Source organism: Croceibacterium selenioxidans (assembly GCF_018599195.1).
Classification (GTDB): domain Bacteria; phylum Pseudomonadota; class Alphaproteobacteria; order Sphingomonadales; family Sphingomonadaceae; genus Croceibacterium_A; species Croceibacterium_A selenioxidans.
The window spans coordinates 212,491-230,874 of the sequence record NZ_JAHFVK010000001.1 but is presented as its reverse complement, the minus strand read 5'-3'; the positions used below and the strand labels follow the sequence as shown (position 1 = coordinate 230,874).

Genomic DNA, 18,384 nt, shown 5'->3' with positions numbered 1-18,384 from the left:
CCTGCCATGGCCACACAGATGAAGGCCCCGCCCTCGACCAAGAAGGCGATTGTCGACGTCCCGTTCAATTACCGCTCACTGGTGGAGAAGTACTCGCCCGGTGGCCGCTATATCGACGCACAGACCGACGACGACAGCCCGTGGGTTCCGTTTGGCGAGACCGCCGCGATCAAGCACCTGGCGTTCGACGTGCGCCGCAACCTGTTCTCGAACATCCTTTGGGTGAAGGGTCCGGGCACGATCGGCACGCACTTTCACCGCGGCACGATCACCATGGTCGTCCTCGAAGGCTCGGTCCGTTACCTCGAGTATGACTGGGTGGCGACGCCGGGCGGTCTTATCCTGGAGGTACCGGGAGAGAGCCATACGCTCGTCACCGAGCACCCTGATGGCGTGAAGCTGTTCGGGTGGATGGAAGGCCCGATCGAGTTCTATGACGAGAACGCGGTGCTTATCGAAACCACCGACGTCTGGTGGATGATGAACCACTACGAAAGCTACTGCAAAGAGAACGGCATCCCGATCAACCCGAAGCTGTATCTCTGACCGTCACCCCCGGCAAAGGCCGGGGACTCGTTGGACCCGGTCCGACTTCACTGGACGCGATCCCGGTCTTCACCGGGATGACGAAGGAAATCGCATGAAGACCCTCGACCAGTTCGACATCAAAGGCCGCTCGGCGCTCGTGACCGGCGCGGCCAGCGGCATCGGCCTCGCCTATGCCGAGTGTATGGCCGAAGCAGGCGCCAAGGTGACGCTGACCGACATCGACGCCGAAGGCGCCGCCCGCGAAGCGCAGCGGCTGGTCAACGAAGGTTACGAGGCGCGCTTCGGTGTCTGTGACGTGTCGAAGCTCGACCAGGTCGCCAAGGTCTTCGACGAGCATGTCCATGCTTACGGAGGGTGCGACATCGCGTTCGCCAACGCCGGGCTCGATGTCGGCAACGGTTTCTGGACGCCCGAGGGCGACCGCAACCCTGACGGCCAGATCGACGTCTACGACCCCGACCGCTGGTACAAATCGATCGGCATCAACCTCAACGGCGTGTTCCACACAGTGCGCGAGGCGTCGCGGGTGATGAAGGCCAACAAGCAGCGCCGCGGCGGCAGCATCGTGATCACCAGCTCCAACGCCGCAGAGGTCAACGAGGCGATCGTCGGCGTGCCCTACATGGCGGCGAAGGCCGGCGTGAAACACTTCATGCGCCATGCCGCTTACGAGCTGGCCGCCTACGGCATCCGCGTGAACGCCATCGCGCCGGGCCCCTTCGTGACCAACATCGGCGATGGCTGGGTGAAGAAGAATCCTGCGGCCAAGGCAGCGTGGGACGAGCTGGTCCCGGTAGGCCGCATGGCCGAAACCTACCAGATCAAGCCGCTCGCCCTGTTGCTGGCGTCCGACGCCGGAAGCTACATGACCGGCGCCCACGTCATGATCGATGGCGGGATGCAACTGGGACCGGTGAAACCGCTGAACGCTTGAGATGAAAGCCGTAACCTTCCAGGCGCTGCACGCGCCGCTCGCCTTCGAGACCCTGCCCGATCCGACCCCCGGCACCGGCCAGGTCGTGGTCAAGGTCGGCCGCTGCGGCATCTGTGGCTCCGACCTGCACATGACCGAGGACGCCGCCTATGGCTGCAAGCACGGTGACGTGCTGGGCCACGAGTTCGCGGGAGAGGTCGTGGCGCTGGGGCGTGATACCGAGGGCCTGAAGACCGGCGACCTCGTCTCGGTCATCCCGTTAGTGAGCTGCGGCCAGTGCGACCATTGCCGCAAGGGCGAGGTCCAGTGGTGCGAGCATTTCGGCCTCCAGGGCGGGGGCTATGCCGAGTTCGCCGTTACTCGCCCGAACCAGTGCGTGAGGCTGCCCACCGACGTGTCGCTGGCGGACGGCGCGATCATCGAGCCGCTGGCCGTAGCGCTCCATGGGGTCAACCTGTCGGGCATGAAGGCCGGCGACAAAGTTCTCGTGCTCGGCGCAGGTCCCATCGGCCTAGCAGTCGCCTTCTGGGCCAAGCGCATGGGCGCGTCGCGGGTCGCGGTGCAGGATATCGCCGAGTTTCAGCGGGACCGCGCGCTCGGCATGGGTGCCGACGTGTTCGTGGTCGATCCGCAAGACCCCATCGGCGGCGCCGAGCGTGAACTTGGCGGCAAGGCGGACGTGGTGTTCGAATGCGTTGGCATCCCCGGCCTGATAAACCAGGCGGTCAGCAAGGTGCGCAATCGCGGCACCATCCTGCTGCTCGGGCTCTGCACTCGGCCCGACACCTTCAACAGCTTCGCCATGCTGTCGAAGGAAGTGCGCCTGGTCACCAGTGCCTTCTTCACCCGTCAGGAATACGAAGCTTCGCTCGATGCGCTGGCCAGCGGCGCGATCGAGCCGCGCCTGTTGGTGACCGACACGATTTCGCTCTCCGATACGCCTGAAATATTCGAAAGTCTCAAGCAGCGCAGCGGTCAGTGCAAGGTGCTGATCGCACCCTGATCAGTCGCGCGTGAGCGGGGCCCGACGGATCGAGGTTTCCAGCGTTTCGAAGCTGGTGCCGGGGACCCCACCCTCCACTTGTTCCGAGAGCGCACGATAGGCCGCAAGAGCGCTTTCGCCCTCCTCCGTCAGCTTCGCGCCCGCCGCCTGCCCGCCACCGGGGTGGGTTTCCACTAGCGGCGAGCGGAAGCAGCGGTTCATCGTGTCGACCAGCAGCCAGGCACGACGATAGCTCATTCCGAGCGCGCGCCCGGCGCCGGAGATCGAACCTTCGCGCGCGATGGCGTCGAGCAAGTCGGCCTTGCCCGGACCCATCGCGATCTCATCGCCGCAGTAGAGCTGAATCTTGAGTTTCAGGCGGGCCATCGCCCGCCTGTCTATCAAGAAAGCGGGCGACTGGAACCGAAGAATAGCGCCTGGCTGATCGCCGCACGAACCGTATCTTCCTGGAACGGCTTGGTGATCAGGTAGGTCGGCTCCGGGCGGTCACCGGTGAGCAGGCGTTCCGGATAAGCGGTGATGAAAATCACCGGCACGCTGTCGATGGCGAGAATGTCGTCCACCGCGTCGAGCCCGGAGGAGCCATCGGCCAACTGAATGTCGGCCAGCACCAGCCCCGGTGTCTTTTCCGAAACGACCTTTTGCGCTTGCCTGCGTGTCGCAGCGGTGCCGCAAATCTCATGGCCGAGCGAGCGCACGAGATCCTCAAGCTGCATAGAGATCAGCGGCTCATCCTCGATGATCAGCACGCTGGTAGTGGTCTCGCGTTCGATTTCCTCGACCGCTTCCTGGACCAGCGTATCGACGTCATCCTCGCCGATTTCCATGATCCGGGCCGCCTCGCCGGGCGAGAAATCCTCGACCGTCGTGAGCAAGAGTGCCTGGCGGTTCACCGGCGTAATGCGGCGGAGCTGATCCTGGGCGGCACTTTCGTGAAGCCCCCGGCCCGAATTGTCGTCCGCCACCTCAAGGTAGGCGCTCGACCAGACTTTGGTGAAAGCGCGATAGAGCGGAACTCGTCCCTCGCGCAGCGACTCGGCCAGGCCATCATCGGCCAGAGCGGCCTCGAGCGTGGCGCGGACGAAAGCATCACCCGTCGACTGCGAGCCCGTAAGCGCGCGAGCGTAACGACGGAGAAACGGAAGATGTGCGGCTACTTCAGCCCCGATCGACATAAGACCCCTTCCCATTAGACTTCGTGGCTAGGAACGTGCGTGGGCGGCACTGGTTCCGCCTTGGCCATCGGTCCATTGGATGCCTCCACAAGGCACTGCGGATACCCCAAGCATGGGCCTGCGGCGAGGTTGAGGCAAGCCACATCAACCCGCGAAAAAATTTTCTGGCGCTGGGAACTACCGGCCTGTCCGCTCATTGAGCAGATGTCACCGCCGAGACCCCCCCTCCCGTCCAAGCGGCTGGTGATACGATCCCGAAAGGCCTCCGCCCCAAACGGCGGAGGCCTTTTTTCTTGGGTCACGCTTCACGCTTTTTCTGTCGGTCAGATCCCTCCCCCTTCGGAGAGTCCGAGGCGCCGTCAGACGCAAGGGGCGACGTTTTTGGAGAACGCGTGTTCACCCTCACCCAACCGAAACGGCTAAGCTGCTCGGGCGGCGAGTGATCTAAGAAATCACATTGCGAAGGCGGTCGAAAAGGCCTTCCTTGTCGCTCGCCAGCACTTCAACCAGGCGTGCAGGGTCATAGGGCTTTTCGAAGATGGGGCCCATCTCGGCGATCTCCGGAGGGATATCCTGGGGCGCTCCGGTCGAGAAGACGATCCGCGGCGGCTTCGGTCCGATTAGGTCGACCAGTTCCGCTATGGCCCAGCCATCGTCGCGGTCAGCCAGGTGGACGTCGAGTACAATGGCCTCGGCCGGACCTTGTTCGAGCGCATCCATGGTCATGGCTATGCTGGGGCAGATGACGACCTCAGTCGCGCCCGCATCGAGCAGCGCAGTCTCGATCGAAAGGGCGAGGATGGAGTCGTCCTCTACCACCAACACTCGACCTAGCCTGAGCTTGGGTACCTTTTTTGACTTTCCGCGGCGCATGTCTGTCCCTGGCGGGTCGACACTGTGCGCCCGCCTCTCTCAACGACGAGGACCGTACCAGGGTTCCACGCCCCGTCGCAGAGATGAGGCTGAAGAGCCTAGAGAGCCTTCGAATAGATGCGATATTCGCGGTTCATTTTGCTGCCGATGGCATCGGCGATGGCGACCATGCCCTGATTGTCTTCCAGGACCCAGCCCACCTCCGCGCGTTTGACGCCATGATTGGCGACGGCATAGCGGCGGATATACTCGATCATCATGAAAGCGAGCTGGCTCGCCATGCGCGAGTTCTGCAGCTTGGTGACCACGCCCATCAGCGGCACGCGGAAACCCTCGCTTTGCGGGTTACGCAGCCACCACAGCAGCTTGGCCCAGTTGAACGGGAACAGCTTGCCGCCCATCGTCTTGAGCTTCGCATTTACGTCGGGAAGCGACAGCATGAAGGCCACGGGCTCGCCGTCGATCTCGGCGATCATGTTGGCCCCTTCGATGATCATCGGCGCGAGCTTCTTGGCCCCATAGACCTTCTCGGTCTCGGTGAAGGGAACGAAGCCCCAGTTCTTCGACCAGGCGTTGTTCAGGATATCGAGGATGATCGCGGTCTCGCGCTGCATCTGCTTCTTGTCGACCGGCCGTACCTTGATGCTGGCGTTCTTTTCACCCAGCGCGACGATGCGGTTGATCAGCGGCGGAAAGCCGTCCTGGACCATCACGTCGTAAGTCAGCAGGCGCTTGGCCACCTGGTATCCGGCGCTTTCGATCCAGCCTTCATACTGCGGCAAGTTGTGGCCCATCATGACCATGGGGGAATGATCGTGGCCGTGCACCAGCAGACCGGGCTCCTCCCAGATCGACAGGCTGATCGGCGCCAGGATGCGGGTCATGCCCTGTTCGCGCAACCATTCCTCCGCGCGAGCGATCAGGGCGTGGGCGACGCCTTCGTCCTCGGCTTCGAACATGCCCCAATTGCCCGTTCCGGGTCCCATTCCCTGTTCGACGGGCTGGGTCAGTGCGAGCTCGTCGTAGTGAGCGGAGATGCGGCCGACGACCTTGCCAGAGCGTCGCGCGAGGAAAAGCTGGACCTTGGCGTGTTCGTGAAACGGGTTCTTGCCGGGTGTCAGCAACTCGACGACTTCGGCGCGCAGCGGCGGCACCCAATGGGGATCGTCGCGATTCAGGCGATAACTGAGATCGATAAAGGCATTGAAGTCGCTCTTGCCCGAAACGGGCGCAATAACTACGTCGGCTGCTGACACGGTTTAGGGGCCTTCATTCAGGGAAGGTTAGCACTGCGTATGGTGTCTATGGCTTGTCAAGCCGGACCCCTGAAGAAAGCCGCACTGCGGCAACTTGCCTGCGCAATTGCCAGGCGGACGCCTGATTTTGGAAAATTTGCATGACTGCCCATGACTCAACGACCGTCCTCGGTGACACTGCATCTCAGGCTTCTGCTCGCGCCAAGACGGCCGGCAAGGCTGACGACATGGCAATGCTGCGCACCGCGGCGGAAGTGACGCGCGACATCGGCACGGCGCGGCCGGATATCTACTGGCCGGACATGTTGATTTCGGCTGCGGTCGGCTATGCCGCGCTGGCCGGCGCGATCCTGATCGACAACGCCGTGCTGGCAATCGCTTCGGGCATTGTCTCCGTACTCGCGCTCTATCGTGCCTTGCTGTTCATCCACGAATTGACTCACATCCACCGGAACGCGCTGCCCGGCTTCAGGCTGGTGTGGAACCTGATAGTCGGGATTCCGCTGCTCACGCCCTCGCTGATGTACGAAAACGTCCATACGCTGCATCACGCGCGCACTCGCTACGGCACGGCGGAGGATCCGGAGTACCTTCCCCTGGCGCTGATGAAGCCCTGGTCGCTGCCGCTGTTCATCCTCGTCGCGCTGTTGGCACCCCTGGCGTTCCTGATCCGCTCGGCGATTTTGGTGCCGTTGGGCGTTGTCATCCCGCCCCTGCGCAAGCTGGTGTGGGAGAAGTTCTCCGCGCTTTCGATCAACCCCGACTTCCGCCGCCGCCCCGCTGAAGGAGAGTTCGCGCGGCAGGTGTTCTGGCAAGAGCTTGGCGCCTCGATCTGGGCCATCGCGCTGATCGCCAGCGTCTTCGCCTTCGGCTGGCGGCCGCTCGCCATCGCACTCGTCGTGCTTTCGGGCGTTGCCGTGCTCAACCAGTTGCGCACCCTGGTGGCGCACTTGTGGGAGAACGAAGGGGAACCGATGAGCGTGACCGCCCAGTACCTCGACTCGGTAAACGTCCCGCCCCCCTCTCCTCTCGCCGTGCTCTGGGCGCCCGTGGGACTTCGCTATCACGCGTTGCACCACCTGCTTCCGAGCTTGCCCTACCATTCGCTGGCCGAGGCCCACCGACGGCTGAACGAGCGGCTTGGCGCGACATCTACCTACGCGGAGGCCAATCATCCGGGTCTGTTCGTGCTGGTAGCTCGTATTGCCCGCAGCACTATGGTCAGGGGCAGCGATCGACGTGCGCCCAAGCGGGCCGAAGCCGCCTGATCACCCCGCACGCCGGCCGCTCCACCCGCAGCCAAAAAAGAAAGGGCGCGCAAGCCAAGCTTGCGCGCCCCTCTTTTCGCGTAAGGCCGGGGTTACCCGCCAGCCTAAGCGAAAGCTAATTACTTAGCAGCAGCGGCCGCGTCAGTAGCAGCAGCAGCAGCGTCGGTCGCGGCAGCAGCAGCGTCGGTCGCGGCAGCAGCGGCGTCGGTCGCCTCAGCAGCGGCAGCGTCAACAGCGGCGGTGTCGGTCGCAACCGGCTCAACAGCGGCAGCGTCGGTCGCTTCGGTGGTGGCTTCTTCGGTCGGGGCCGAGCTGTCGCCGCAAGCCGACAGGGCGAGCAGGGCGGTGGCCGAGAAGGCAGCCAGAGCAATCTTCTTCATCTCAGTTTCTCCTAGAGGGGGACAGGCCCCACAGAAACTCGCAGCGCGCGAGCGGCGCCTCAAATAATGGCAAAAATGTGGCAGTGCAAGCGGCGAGTGAGGCAGGGGCCGCTCTATTCCTCTGTTCGGATCAGCACTGTTTCCCCCAGGAGGAAGAACAGCACGAACGGAGCCCAGGCCGCGAGAAGCGGCGGATAGCCGCCAAAACTGCCCATGGCCAGCGCCGCATTATCGACCACAAAGAAGGCGAACCCAAGCGACATGCCAATTATGGCACGCGCCAGCAGGTGACCCGAACGGGCGAGCCCGAATCCGGCCACGGCACCGAGCAGGGGCATCAAGACTGCCGACAGCGGGCCGGAGAACTTGTGCCACCATTTGCCCCGCAGTTCGGCCGTTCGCCGCCCCGCGCTGTCGAGCGCCTGGATGGAGCGTCTGAGCTCACCGACCGACTCGGCGTCGGGATCGACCTTGCGCAAGGCTATCTGAGTGAGGGTAATGCCCGGTCCGACGATCACGGGTTCCGCAAGGTTTCGGACTTCGGCTGTGGCCACGTCGAACTGGCGCGCGTTCTCCAGCCGCCAACCGGGATCGGCAAACCGGGCGACGGGCGCGCGAAATTGCCGCACGATCATTCCGGAGTCGTCGCGTTCGTAGAACGAGACGCCTTGCATGACGATGTTCTTCCCGGTGCCGCTTATCGTCGAAGCCATCAGGACGTCATTGCCGTCGTTCAGGTAGATGTTCGCCCGCAGCGTCGGATCGTCGGGCACCGGACCATAGTCGTTGGCTTCCCAGGCCGTGAGCGTCGCGCTTGCCCGCGTCACCACCCGCTCGTTGAACCCGAACGAGATTATGGCGATGCCGAGGGCTACGAGGATCAGCGGCGCAAGGATCTGGTGCGCCGAAAGGCCGGCCGCCTTCATGGCGATGACTTCGCTGTTCTGGTTGAAGGTCGCGAGCGTGAGGATCGTCGCCAGTAGGACCGAATAAGGCAGGAACCGAGCGATTAGCTGAGGCACCCGCAGGCCGACGTATTTCAGGACCTCCGCCTGACCGTTGCCCTCATAGGCCAGTATCTTGGCTGTATTGCTGAGCAGGTCGAGCATCATCAGGACCAGCACGAGCATGATCAGCACGGCCAGGATGCGAATGAGGAAGGTCTTGCCGAGATACCAGGTGAGGGTCTTCGACGGGAAAAAGTCAAACTGCACGCGCTGGCTCCTCGCCATGCGCCGCCGCCTGCTCGCGCGCCTCGCGCAAGCGTTCACGCCGTTTCAGCAGGTCGGTAATGCGCCTCACCAGCTTGGCATAGGCCGATTCCAGAGCCCCGATGGCCTGGCCGCCGGGTACAAAGGCGACGCGGTAGTACATCCACCCGATCAGCGCCGCGAACAGCACGAAGGGTCCCCATAGGGCGAGCAAAGGGTTGATCCGGCCCAGCTCGGCCACCGAGGCGCCGTACTGGTTGACCTTGTGATACGCGACGACCAGCACGATCGACACGAACACGCCGAGAGCCGAAGTCGAGCGCTTGGGCGGAATCGCCAGTGCCACCGCCATCAGCGGGAGCATCAGCATCATGATCACTTCGACCAGACGGTAGTTGAAATTGGCCTGACCGCCGGCCCGCTGAACAGAGGTCGACTGATCGCTCCACCCGATGTGCATGAGTTCGGGAAGGAGATATTCACGGTTCTCGTCTCCGCGCGCGCGGAAGCGTTCGATCGCCGGCAAGTCTATCGGCAGGTCGTGCTGGGTGAAGCTGAGCACGCGGGGTGACTTCCCCGGAATGTCCTGCACGATCGTGCCGTCCTCCAACCGGAAGATGATCGTGTTGCGGTTCTCGCGGTTGGCGAGAAAGCGCCCTTCCCGCGCCGAGATCGACAGGACCTGCCCCTTGTCGTCAGCGACGCGCGCGAAGATCCCCATCAACCGGCGCCCGTCGTCGCGGCTTTCCTCTATGCGCAGCGCCACGCGATCTTCGATCGCAGTGAACTCACCCACCTTGATCGCCGCACCGAGAGCGCCCGAACGAAGTTCGAATTCCATCTGCGCGTAGCTGTAGCGAGCCAAAGGCTGCAGGTAGCCGACGATGGCGAAATTGACCGCCATCAGCAGTAGAGTGATCACATAGGGTACGCGCAGCAGCCGGGTGTAGCTCCAACCCACGGCGCGAAGCACGTCGAGTTCGCTCGTCGTGGCGAGCTTGCGGAAGGCGAACAGGATACCGAGCATGAGCCCAAGTGGAATCGCCAGGCCGGCGTATTCGGGAATCAGGTTGACCAGCATCTTGAACACGACCCGCACCGGGCCGCCTTCGCTGGACACGAATTCCATCAGCCGCAGCATCTTCTCGAGCATGAGCAGCGACGCGGCGAGCAGGAACACGCCAATCATCGGCATGAGCACCAGCCGGAATACGTATCGGTCGATCGCGGTGAAGAAGGTCAACCTGGGGGCAATCGCTTTTGAGGCGGAAGTTCGGGCGGCCTATAACCCGGTGTTCGCCTCAGGTCATGTCCGTTATTTTCTCCGGCAGGCGGGCCACCGGTCACAAGCTAGGCCTTTTCCAGCGTACACTGGAGCGGATGCTGGTTCTGTCGGGCGAAATCCATGACCTGCGTCACCTTGGTCTCGGCCACTTCGTAAGGATACACCCCGCATACGCCGACGCCCCGCTGGTGGACGTGGAGCATGACGCGCGTGGCCTGTTCCAGATCCATGCGGAAGAAGCGCTTGAGCACCATCACGACGAATTCCATCGGAGTGTAATCGTCGTTCAACATCAGCACCTTGTACTGGCTGGGCTTCTTCGACTTGGCGCGCGTGCGCGTGGCGACCCCGATTTGCCCGTCCCCATTGCCCCCGAACGGATCGTCGTCCTGGCCAGCGGCACGCACGATTTCGCGCGGGGGCGGCCCTTGAAGGGAGAATGTCTGACGAGTCCGGTGCATAAGGCTGCAATATCGTATCGCGCGCCAACCCTGCAAGATGTGAGGGCAAATTCGCGTCATTGAGGTCCGCGCGGGTATGCGAAGGACCAGGAAGGGCGCCAGAAACGAAACGGACCGGATGACTTGCGTCACCCGGTCCGTCGTCTCGCCGCGGGGAGAGGAGAGCGCGGCGACTAGTTCTTCGCTCAGGCGACCTTGGCGAGCTTTTCGGCAGCCAGGTTCACGCGTCCGGAGAGCGGAGCGAAAGTATCCTTGGAAAGCTTGAGCACTGCTTCGGTGTTCTTCGAGCCAGTCGCGACCAGCGCTTCGAAGTTGCGGCGGAGGATCTTGCTCTGCAGCTGGAACAGCTCAGTCGGGCTCTTGACCGCGGCCAGCTCCTTTACGTCCGCAGTAGCGGTTTCGTAGGCCGACTTGGCTTCCTCGACATAGGACTTGCCGAGGCTCTGGGCTCCGGTGGCGAGGATCTTCGAGCTTTCCACGATCGCCTCGACGTTACCCTTGGTGAACTCGCTCAGCTCGGCGACGGCTTCGCTACTCTTGTCGTAAGCGGCCTGGGCACGAGTCTGAATCTCGCCGAAAGCGTCGGCGAACGGCTTGCTAAAGTCGGTGGTCTTGGCAGTCGCCATGATTTTTTCCTTCAATTCCGTAACTGTTGGTTTCGGGTTGAGAACCTTCACGGGCGCCGGAGCGGCCGCTGCCTTGGCGACGCGCACCGCGCGCTTTGCCGCCTTGGCCTTTGCATCTGCTGTCAGCCGCTTTGGAGCGGTCTTCTTGATCTTTACCGGGACGCTGGCCGGTTTGGCCGGGACCGGTTTCTTCGGGGTAGCGACGACTTTCGCTTCCACCGTCTTGCTTTCGACCGGCTGTGGGGCTGGCTTGGGAGCCGGCTCAACCGGGGCCTTCACCTCTTCGACCGCCTTCGCCTCAGCGGCCGCGGCCGCATAGGCTTCCTCGGCGCTCTTGGCGGCTTCGTCGGGGGAGTCGGCCATTCGTTTTCCTCGCTACGCAAGTGCGGCATTTGATTGCTGCATTGCACAAATAGGTGTCGGCACGAGTAGTGTCAATGGGCTTTTGTGCATTGCACAATGATGACATTTTGGGCGGTTCGGCGGGAGACAACGAGATCCTCCCCCAGCAAGCTCGGAGAGGAATTGCTCTAACGCTGCGTCACGTATCTTCCGGGCGCGTCCTCGATCACCCTGTCGCCCTTCCCCCCAGGCGCGCGCTTGCCCTTAGCCGGGACCTTTGCCTGGCCCTGCTGCTCTAGCCAGTCGAGCCAGTCGGTCCACCAGCTACCGGGATGTTCTGTCGCGCCCTTCACGAACGCGTCGAGAGAGCTCGCGAGGTCGCCAGTCCAATACTGGTACTTTCCGGCCGACGGCGGATTGACCACGCCCGCGATATGTCCGCTCCCTGCCAGCACGAAACGCACCGGGCCGGAGAGATGGCCGAGCATTCGGAAGACGCTCTCCGGCGGAGCAATGTGATCCTCGCGCCCCGCCTGAACGTAAGCGGGCGTTTTGATCAGTCTGAGGTCGATCGGATTCCCATCGGCCTCAAGCGCCCCTGGTTCAACCAGTAGGTTATCGCGATAACAATCGCGCAGGTAGGCCTCGTGCCACTTGGCCGGCAAGTTGGTTACGTCGCCGTTCCAGTAGAGCAAATCGAAGGCGGGATAGTCCTCCCCCAACAGGTAGTGGTTGACCACGTAGTTCCAGATGAGGTCGGTGCCGCGCAGCAGGTTGAAAGTCGCGGCCATATAGCGCCCGTCGAGATAGCCGCCCTGGCTCGCCTGGCGGATCAGATCGAGCTGGGTGTCGTCGACGAAGAGCTTGAGGTCGCCCGCGCGCTCGAAATCGACTTGCGCAGTGAGGAACGTCGCGCTCGCCACTTTGTCCGCCTGCCCGCGCTGGGCGAGGATCGCGAGAGTCGCCGCGAGTGTCGTCCCAGCCACGCAATAGCCGATCGCGTGAACGGAGGGCACATCGAGACGCTCGCGGATTACGTCGATCGCCTCGATCTGCGCGCGGACGTAATCGTCCCAAGTGACGTTCGCGAGGCTTTCGTCGGCGGAGCGCCAGCTGACCATGAACACGGTCAGTCCCCGCTCTACCGCCCATTTGACGAAGCTCTTCTTCGGGTTGAGGTCGAGGATGTAGAAGCGGTTGATCCACGGCGGGAAGATCACCAGCGGCACGGCCAGCACCTCCTCGGTCGCGGGTGAATACTGAATCAACTGAAACAGTTCGGATTCGTGGACGACCTTGCCGGGGGTACAGGCGATATTCTCGCCCAGGCGGAACTGGCTGCCGTCCGTATGGGTCAGCTGGCCGCGCTCCAGGTCGCGGGCGAGGCGCTCCATGCCTTTCGTGAGATTCTGGCCATGGGTCTCGATCGTACGTTCGAGCACGACCGGGTTCATCAGCGGGAAGTTCGACGGGCTCATCGCGTCGAGCACGCTGCGGGTGGCGAAGCGCAGTTGCTCGCGCTCCTGATCCGACAGGCCTTCGACGGCATCGACGGCTTCCAGAACTCGCTCGGCGAGAAGCAGGTAGGTCTGGTGTATCAGCGCGAAGACCGGCTGTTCGCGCCAGGCCTCGTCGGCGAAGCGCTTGTCCGCGCGGGGAAGGTGCGGCTCCGCAGAGGCCTGACCGTCGCTCCGCGGCCCAAGCCCGTACTGGGCCAGCACGTCTTCCCACAACGCCATTCCGTCGAGAAACAGCTTCTCCTGTCGCCGGGGGTCGAGCATCGGCATCTGCTGGTACCAGCCCTGCATCAACCCCATCCATTCGGCGGGATCGACGAACAGCGGCACCGGCATCTCTGCCCCCAGGGCGCTGTTGACCTGCTGTTCGTGAAATTGCAGCCACATAGCCTGCAATTTCTGTGCCGCCTCGCCCCAATCGCGAATCTCGCTGTCCTCCGGCAACGCCCCGGCCGCCTCGGGCAGGAAGGCCTGCATCATCTGCCGGGCCGTCTCCCCCTGGATGCGGAGCATTTCGGTGAACATGTCGCCGGCCGATGGGACGGAATCGTCGGATTGAGCCATGGTGACGGTCATAGGACGCAGACCTTTCGATTGGAAAGGCCCTGACGGACCCTTGGTCAAGAATGCGCGCTGGCCTCGCCATCGCGATTGCGCTGAGTGTCCTATTCCGCCAATATTGCAGCGCCGCGTGCCTGATGGCCGCGGCGTTTCGTCAAAAACCAATGGATAAACGAGGTCATGGAAACCGATTTCTACCGCATCAAGCGACTGCCGCCCTATGTCATCGCCGAAGTCAATGCGATGCGGGCAGCAGCACGCGCAAGCGGCAGGGATATCATCGACCTCGGCATGGGCAACCCCGACCTGCCCCCTCCCCAGCATGTGATCGACAAGCTGTGCGAGGTCGCCCAGAACCCTGACGCGCACGGCTATTCGCAGTCGAAGGGCATCCCCGGACTGCGCAAGGCCCAGGCCAACTATTACCAGCGCCGTTGGGGCGTGGACGTCGATCCCGAAAGCGAAGTGGTCGTCACGCTCGGCTCAAAGGAAGGCCTGGCCTCCCTCGCCACCGCGATCACCGCACCGGGCGACACCGTGCTGGCCCCCAACCCGAGCTACCCGATCCACACCTTCGGCTTCATCATTGCCGGCGCCACGATCCGCTCGGTACCGACCACCCCGGACGAGCGCTATTGGGACGCGCTGGAAAAGGCGATGAGCTTCACGGTCCCTCGGCCGACCGTGCTGATCGTCAACTATCCGTCAAACCCGACGGCCGAAGTGGTCGATCTGGAGTTCTACCAGCGCCTCGTCGACTGGGCGAAGGCGAACAAGGTTTGGGTCCTCTCAGACCTCGCCTATTCGGAGCTCTACTACAACGGCAAGCCGACCCCCTCGATCCTCCAGGCCAAGGGCGCGAAGGACGTTGCGGTGGAGTTCACCAGCCTCTCGAAGACATTCTCGATGGCGGGCTGGCGCATCGGCTTCGCGGTGGGCAACAAGACGCTCATCGCCGCGCTGACGCGGGTGAAGAGCTACATCGACTACGGTGCCTTCACCCCGATCCAGGCCGCCGCCTGCGCCGCCCTCAACGGCCCGCAGGACATCGTCGAAAAGAACCGCGAACTCTACCACAAGCGCCGCGACGTGATGGTCGAGGCGTTCGGCCGCGCGGGATGGGACATTCCCGCCCCGCCCGCCTCGATGTTCGCCTGGGCCCCGCTGCCTCCGGCGCTCAAGGAAATGGGCAGTCTCGAATTCTCGAAGCAGCTCCTGACCCATGCCGACGTCGCCGTGGCGCCGGGCGTGGGCTATGGCGAGGATGGCGAAGGCTTCGTCCGGATCGCCATGGTCGAGAACGAGCAGCGCTTGCGCCAGGCCGCACGCAACGTGAAGCGCTATCTCCAGAGCATGGGCGTCAACAGCTCGGCAGCCTAACTGTACCACGACAAGACCGGGGAGGCAGGACCAGCCTGCCCCTCGGTCGCGCCGTCGTTAACGGAAAAAGGGGCCCTGCAACGGGTTGTGCCGCGGAGTTTTGCTGTTACCCCTCCATAATAGATAGCACGCTACCGATCGGCCGGAGAGTCGCGGGCGGTTACAGAGAGGATGAATTGTGATGGCGGACGGGATTTCCACGAGCGCTTCTCCGGGTCGCGGAAAAACGCTCGATGTGGCCGAGTTTCTCAAGGACCTGCCGTTCACGCGTTTCCACGTCCAGTTGCTGGTCATCTGCTCGCTTGTCACGTTCTTCGACGGGCTCGACTTCTCCCTGATCTCCTTCACCTTGCCCTATCTGCGCGACGAGATGGGGCTCAGCGACCAGATGACCGGCTTTGTCAGCTCGGCGGCCTTCCTCGGGCAGATGATCGGCTCGCTGATGGGCTCCTACATCGCCGACATCATTGGCAGGCGCCAGGTCATCATATGGTGCACGATCCTGAGCGCGATCCTGACTTTCCTGACCGGCTTCGCCAACACTCCCGAAATGCTCATCGTCTTGCGCCTGATTGGCGGGCTCGCGATCGGCGGTCTCCTGGCACCGGCCTGGTCGATCAACATCGAGTCCATGCCCCCGGGCAAGAAGGCGCTGTCGGTGACCATCATCATGCTCGGCTTCTCGGCGGGCGGCGCAGCAGCGGGCCAGGTCACCAACTGGCTGGCCCCGCAATACGGCTGGGAAGGCGTGTTCTTCTTCTGCGGCGCCGCGACCGCCGTGCTCGCCATCGCGTTGCTGTTCACCATGCCGGAATCCGCCCGCTGGATGACCGCAAAGCGCAAGCCCGCGTCCGAAGTGATTCCGGTCCTGAGCCGCTTCGATCCCAGCCTGGCCAATGCCGGCTATACCGAGGTGATCCTGTCGGACGAGCGCGACATCGGCAGCAAGGTTTCGCCCTGGGCCAAGTCGGCCGAACTGTTCCGCGGCACGCTCGCCTTCATCACGCCGCTGATCTGGTTCACCTACTTCTTCTCCTCGTTCGCGATCTATCTCAAGGCGAGCTTCGGCGTGCTGTTCATGGAGCAACTGGGGATCGAGCGAGCGATGGCCGCTAACCTCGCCTCCATCGGCGGGATGATTGGCGCTATCGGCGGCGTGGCCCTGTTGTGGTTCACTGAAAAGCGCGGCCCGGCCTGGATCGCCATTGCCCCGCTCCTCGGCATCCCGCTCGCGCTGTGGATCGGATCCGGCATTCTGATCGGAGGTCCGCTCTTCATCCCGGTCATCCTGGTCGGAAGCGTGATGATCGGCGCCGGTCACGCAGCGGTGATCTCCATCACCAGCATCTATTACCCCAGCGCCGTGCGGGCGACGGGCGGTGGTTGGGCGAGCTTCATGGCGAAGTTCGCGGCGGTCGCGGCACCCATCCTCGGTGGGTACATGTTCCTCGCCGACAAGCAGGCGGTCCTCGACGGGTACCTGTTCACCGCGCTGTGCCTCGCGGGTGTTGTCATTGGGCTGCTGGTGCTGTCGGTCTTCGCCAGGCGTCTGCTCGCGGAGCAGGCCGAAGAAGCTAGCGAAGCACCGGTCGAAGCCGAACCTGCCACGGCCGGAGCCTGAGATGACCCTTCGCAGTCTCGCCGCCAACACGCCGGGCCGCCGTGCCAACTGGAAGGCACTCGGCCTGAGCGCAGAGGACATGGAAAAGCCGAAGATCGCGGTAGTGAACTCCTCCAGCGAACTTGCCATCTGCTATGCCCACCTCGATGGCATCGCGAAGATCGTCAAGGAAGAGATCCGCGCCGCCGGCGGTGTGCCGTTCGAGGTCCGCACGGCGGCCCCCTCGGACTTCATCACCGGCGCGGCGAAGCGGGGCAGCTACATCCTCGCCGGGCGCGACATCATCGCCAATGATATCGAAGTCCAGGTCGAAGCCGCCCTGCTCGACGGGATGATCTGTCTGACGAGCTGCGACAAGACGCCACCGGGCCACCTGATGGCGGCAGCCCGGCTCAATATTCCGACGATCCTCGTCATCGGCGGCTATCAACCCTCGGGCGAGATCGACGGTGAACCGGTGGACGTCGAAGACGTCTGGTCGGGATCGGTCGGCGAACGATTCGGAGCCAAGCCCAAGTTCCCGGTTCGCGACATGGCCGAGAACGCCATCATGGGGCCCGGCGTCTGCGCCGGGATGGCGACGGCCAACACGATGCATTGCGTGGTCGAAGCGCTCGGTATGTGCTTGCCCGGTCATGCCCCCGTGCGCGGCAACAGCCCCAAGATGCAGGCGAACGCGCGCGAGGCCGCTAGGCGGATTGTGGAGATGGTCCACGAAGACCTGAAGCCGCGCCAGATCCTCACCGAAGGCGCCTTCCGCAATGCCATCGCCACGGTTCTGGCAGTGTCGGGCTCGATCAACGCCATCAAGCATCTCCAGGCGACGGCGGTCGAGGCCGAAACCGATATCGACATATTCGCCCTGTGGGAGGAAATGGCCGACGTTCCGGTACTTTCCGCCGTGCGGCCGACGGGTGACATCCGGATCGAGCGGTTCGAAGATGCGGGCGGCGCCCGCGCCACCCTCAAGCGCCTGGAAAGCCGGATCGAGACCTCGGCACTCACCTGCACGGGCAAGACCCTGGCCGAGAACCTGGCGGGCTACCAAATCCCCGGACCGGACGTGATCCGGCCCCTGACCGACCCGGTCGGCCCCGGTCCGGCCATCGCCATCCTCAAGGGCAGCTTCGCTGAAACCGCCGTTGTCCGCCTGGGCATCCGCGACGGCTCGCGTCCCGAAGAGTTCCGGGGACCTGCTCGCGTATTCGAGGACGTCTTCGCCTGCATGGACGCGATCGCGGACGGCGTGATCCAGCCCGGAGACGTGGTCGTGTCACGCAATCAGGGCCTTAAGGGCGGCCCTGCCATGGGCGGTTCGGCCAGCCTGGTGCTATTTGCGCTCGATGCAGCGGGGCTCGCGAAAACCACGGCCTTCGTGACCGATGGCCAGCTATCCGGCTTGTGTCTCAAGGGTCTGACCGTGGCCGAAGTGGCGCCCGAGGCGGCGACGGGTGGGCCTATCGGCAAGGTCCAGGACGGCGATGTAATCGCGATCAGCGTCGCCCGGCGCTCGATCGAGATCGAGGTTTCGGCCGAGGAGTTGGCCGCCCGCGCATGGCCCGGCTACGTAAACGCCGCTACCGGATACCTCAGCAACTTTCGCGAGGCGGTGCGGCCCATGTCGACGGGCGGAGTGCTGCTGCCCACGAAGGACCGGTCGATCCCACGGGCTTGACATTTATAACCATATCGGTTATATGCTCCGCCGTCAGAATGCCACTGACACCAGCGACGGGTGCGGGAGCGGTTAGCGCTTCGCTTCTCTCTCCCGCGCAAGGCCGGCGCCCTTCCGACATCGTCAGAGGGTGTCCGCAGGATACGGGGATGACAACCGCTGGCGGGACCTGCGAGCCCTAACCGCCAGCGCCCCCTATCCGACAGGGCCGAGTAGCGAGGTTTGCCGCAGCCCTCGCCGCCGTTCGCACTCCATGCTCGCGCAAGG

17 protein-coding genes are annotated in these 18,384 nt (G+C 63.6%); 7 read left to right on the top strand and 10 right to left on the bottom strand.

Translation table 11 applies throughout. The features are described from left to right. Positions 1 to 6 precede the first annotated feature (6 nt). The 3 genes from KK137_RS01160 to KK137_RS01150 all read left to right on the top strand — a co-directional run bounded on the left by KK137_RS01160 (position 7) and on the right by KK137_RS01150 (position 2,486). Positions 7 to 546 carry a 2,4'-dihydroxyacetophenone dioxygenase family protein gene (locus tag KK137_RS01160; RefSeq protein WP_214534133.1) on the top strand — a complete coding sequence of 180 codons (540 nt, stop codon included), beginning with the start codon at positions 7 to 9 and terminating at the stop codon, positions 544 to 546. Between the two features lie 94 nt (positions 547 to 640). Then, on the top strand, positions 641 to 1,483 hold the full coding sequence (locus KK137_RS01155; protein ID WP_214534132.1) for an SDR family NAD(P)-dependent oxidoreductase: 843 nt from the start codon (positions 641 to 643) through the stop codon (positions 1,481 to 1,483). A 1-nt stretch (position 1,484) separates the two neighbouring features. Next, positions 1,485 to 2,486 carry an alcohol dehydrogenase catalytic domain-containing protein gene (locus tag KK137_RS01150; protein ID WP_214534130.1) on the top strand — a complete coding sequence of 334 codons (1,002 nt, stop codon included), beginning with the start codon at positions 1,485 to 1,487 and terminating at the stop codon, positions 2,484 to 2,486. Here KK137_RS01150 and KK137_RS01145 read toward each other — a convergent pair whose 3' ends face one another. The 4 genes from KK137_RS01145 to KK137_RS01130 all read right to left on the bottom strand — a co-directional run bounded on the left by KK137_RS01145 (position 2,487) and on the right by KK137_RS01130 (position 5,790). Next, a complete protein-coding gene (locus KK137_RS01145; protein WP_214534127.1) occupies positions 2,487 to 2,852 on the bottom strand; it encodes a winged helix-turn-helix domain-containing protein in 366 nt (121 codons plus the stop codon). A gap of 14 nt (positions 2,853 to 2,866) precedes the next feature. Further along, positions 2,867 to 3,661: a response regulator gene (locus KK137_RS01140; RefSeq protein WP_214534126.1), complete on the bottom strand. Its 795-nt coding sequence runs from the start codon at positions 3,659 to 3,661 to the stop codon at positions 2,867 to 2,869. Positions 3,662 to 4,105: 444 nt separating this feature from the next. After that, positions 4,106 to 4,480 carry a DNA-binding transcriptional response regulator gene (locus tag KK137_RS01135; RefSeq protein ID WP_338027907.1) on the bottom strand — a complete coding sequence of 125 codons (375 nt, stop codon included), beginning with the start codon at positions 4,478 to 4,480 and terminating at the stop codon, positions 4,106 to 4,108. A 152-nt stretch (positions 4,481 to 4,632) separates the two neighbouring features. Further along, positions 4,633 to 5,790, bottom strand: coding sequence for an N-acetyltransferase (locus tag KK137_RS01130; RefSeq protein WP_214534123.1), 1,158 nt, complete (start codon positions 5,788 to 5,790; stop codon positions 4,633 to 4,635). 140 nt (positions 5,791 to 5,930) lie between these two features. Between KK137_RS01130 and KK137_RS01125 the strand changes: the two genes are divergently transcribed. Further along, positions 5,931 to 7,058 carry a fatty acid desaturase family protein gene (locus KK137_RS01125; RefSeq protein ID WP_214534122.1) on the top strand — a complete coding sequence of 376 codons (1,128 nt, stop codon included), beginning with the start codon at positions 5,931 to 5,933 and terminating at the stop codon, positions 7,056 to 7,058. Positions 7,059 to 7,177: 119 nt separating this feature from the next. Here KK137_RS01125 and KK137_RS01120 read toward each other — a convergent pair whose 3' ends face one another. The 6 genes from KK137_RS01120 to KK137_RS01095 form a co-directional block, all read right to left on the bottom strand. Then, positions 7,178 to 7,438: a hypothetical protein gene (locus KK137_RS01120; protein WP_214534120.1), complete on the bottom strand. Its 261-nt coding sequence runs from the start codon at positions 7,436 to 7,438 to the stop codon at positions 7,178 to 7,180. A 113-nt stretch (positions 7,439 to 7,551) separates the two neighbouring features. Beyond that, positions 7,552 to 8,652 carry an LPS export ABC transporter permease LptG gene (gene lptG / locus KK137_RS01115; RefSeq protein WP_214534119.1) on the bottom strand — a complete coding sequence of 367 codons (1,101 nt, stop codon included), beginning with the start codon at positions 8,650 to 8,652 and terminating at the stop codon, positions 7,552 to 7,554. After that, on the bottom strand, positions 8,642 to 9,892 hold the full coding sequence (locus tag KK137_RS01110; protein WP_214534117.1) for an LptF/LptG family permease: 1,251 nt from the start codon (positions 9,890 to 9,892) through the stop codon (positions 8,642 to 8,644). Before KK137_RS01110 ends, lptG begins: the two co-directional genes overlap by 11 nt. Before the next feature lie 107 nt (positions 9,893 to 9,999). Next, entirely contained in the window at positions 10,000 to 10,395 is a 396-nt protein-coding gene (clpS, locus tag KK137_RS01105) for an ATP-dependent Clp protease adapter ClpS (protein ID WP_250893537.1), read from the bottom strand. 185 nt (positions 10,396 to 10,580) lie between these two features. Next, positions 10,581 to 11,384: a phasin family protein gene (locus KK137_RS01100; RefSeq protein ID WP_214534115.1), complete on the bottom strand. Its 804-nt coding sequence runs from the start codon at positions 11,382 to 11,384 to the stop codon at positions 10,581 to 10,583. 167 nt (positions 11,385 to 11,551) lie between these two features. Next, positions 11,552 to 13,444 (bottom strand): PHA/PHB synthase family protein, encoded by a 1,893-nt coding sequence (locus KK137_RS01095; RefSeq protein WP_214534113.1) that lies wholly within the window; start codon positions 13,442 to 13,444, stop codon positions 11,552 to 11,554. 177 nt (positions 13,445 to 13,621) lie between these two features. On the opposite strand from KK137_RS01095, the gene KK137_RS01090 reads away from it, so the two are divergent. The 3 genes from KK137_RS01090 (at position 13,622) to KK137_RS01080 (ending at position 18,117) form a co-directional block, all read left to right on the top strand. Then, a complete protein-coding gene (locus KK137_RS01090) occupies positions 13,622 to 14,821 on the top strand; it encodes an LL-diaminopimelate aminotransferase (RefSeq protein ID WP_214534111.1) in 1,200 nt (399 codons plus the stop codon). 181 nt (positions 14,822 to 15,002) lie between these two features. Further along, on the top strand, positions 15,003 to 16,442 hold the full coding sequence (locus KK137_RS01085; RefSeq protein WP_214534109.1) for an MFS transporter: 1,440 nt from the start codon (positions 15,003 to 15,005) through the stop codon (positions 16,440 to 16,442). 1 nt (position 16,443) lies between these two features. Next, the gene (locus KK137_RS01080) at positions 16,444 to 18,117 is read left to right on the top strand and encodes a dihydroxy-acid dehydratase (RefSeq protein ID WP_214534108.1); all 1,674 of its coding nucleotides are present in this window, start codon (positions 16,444 to 16,446) and stop codon (positions 18,115 to 18,117) included. Positions 18,118 to 18,384 lie beyond the last annotated feature (267 nt).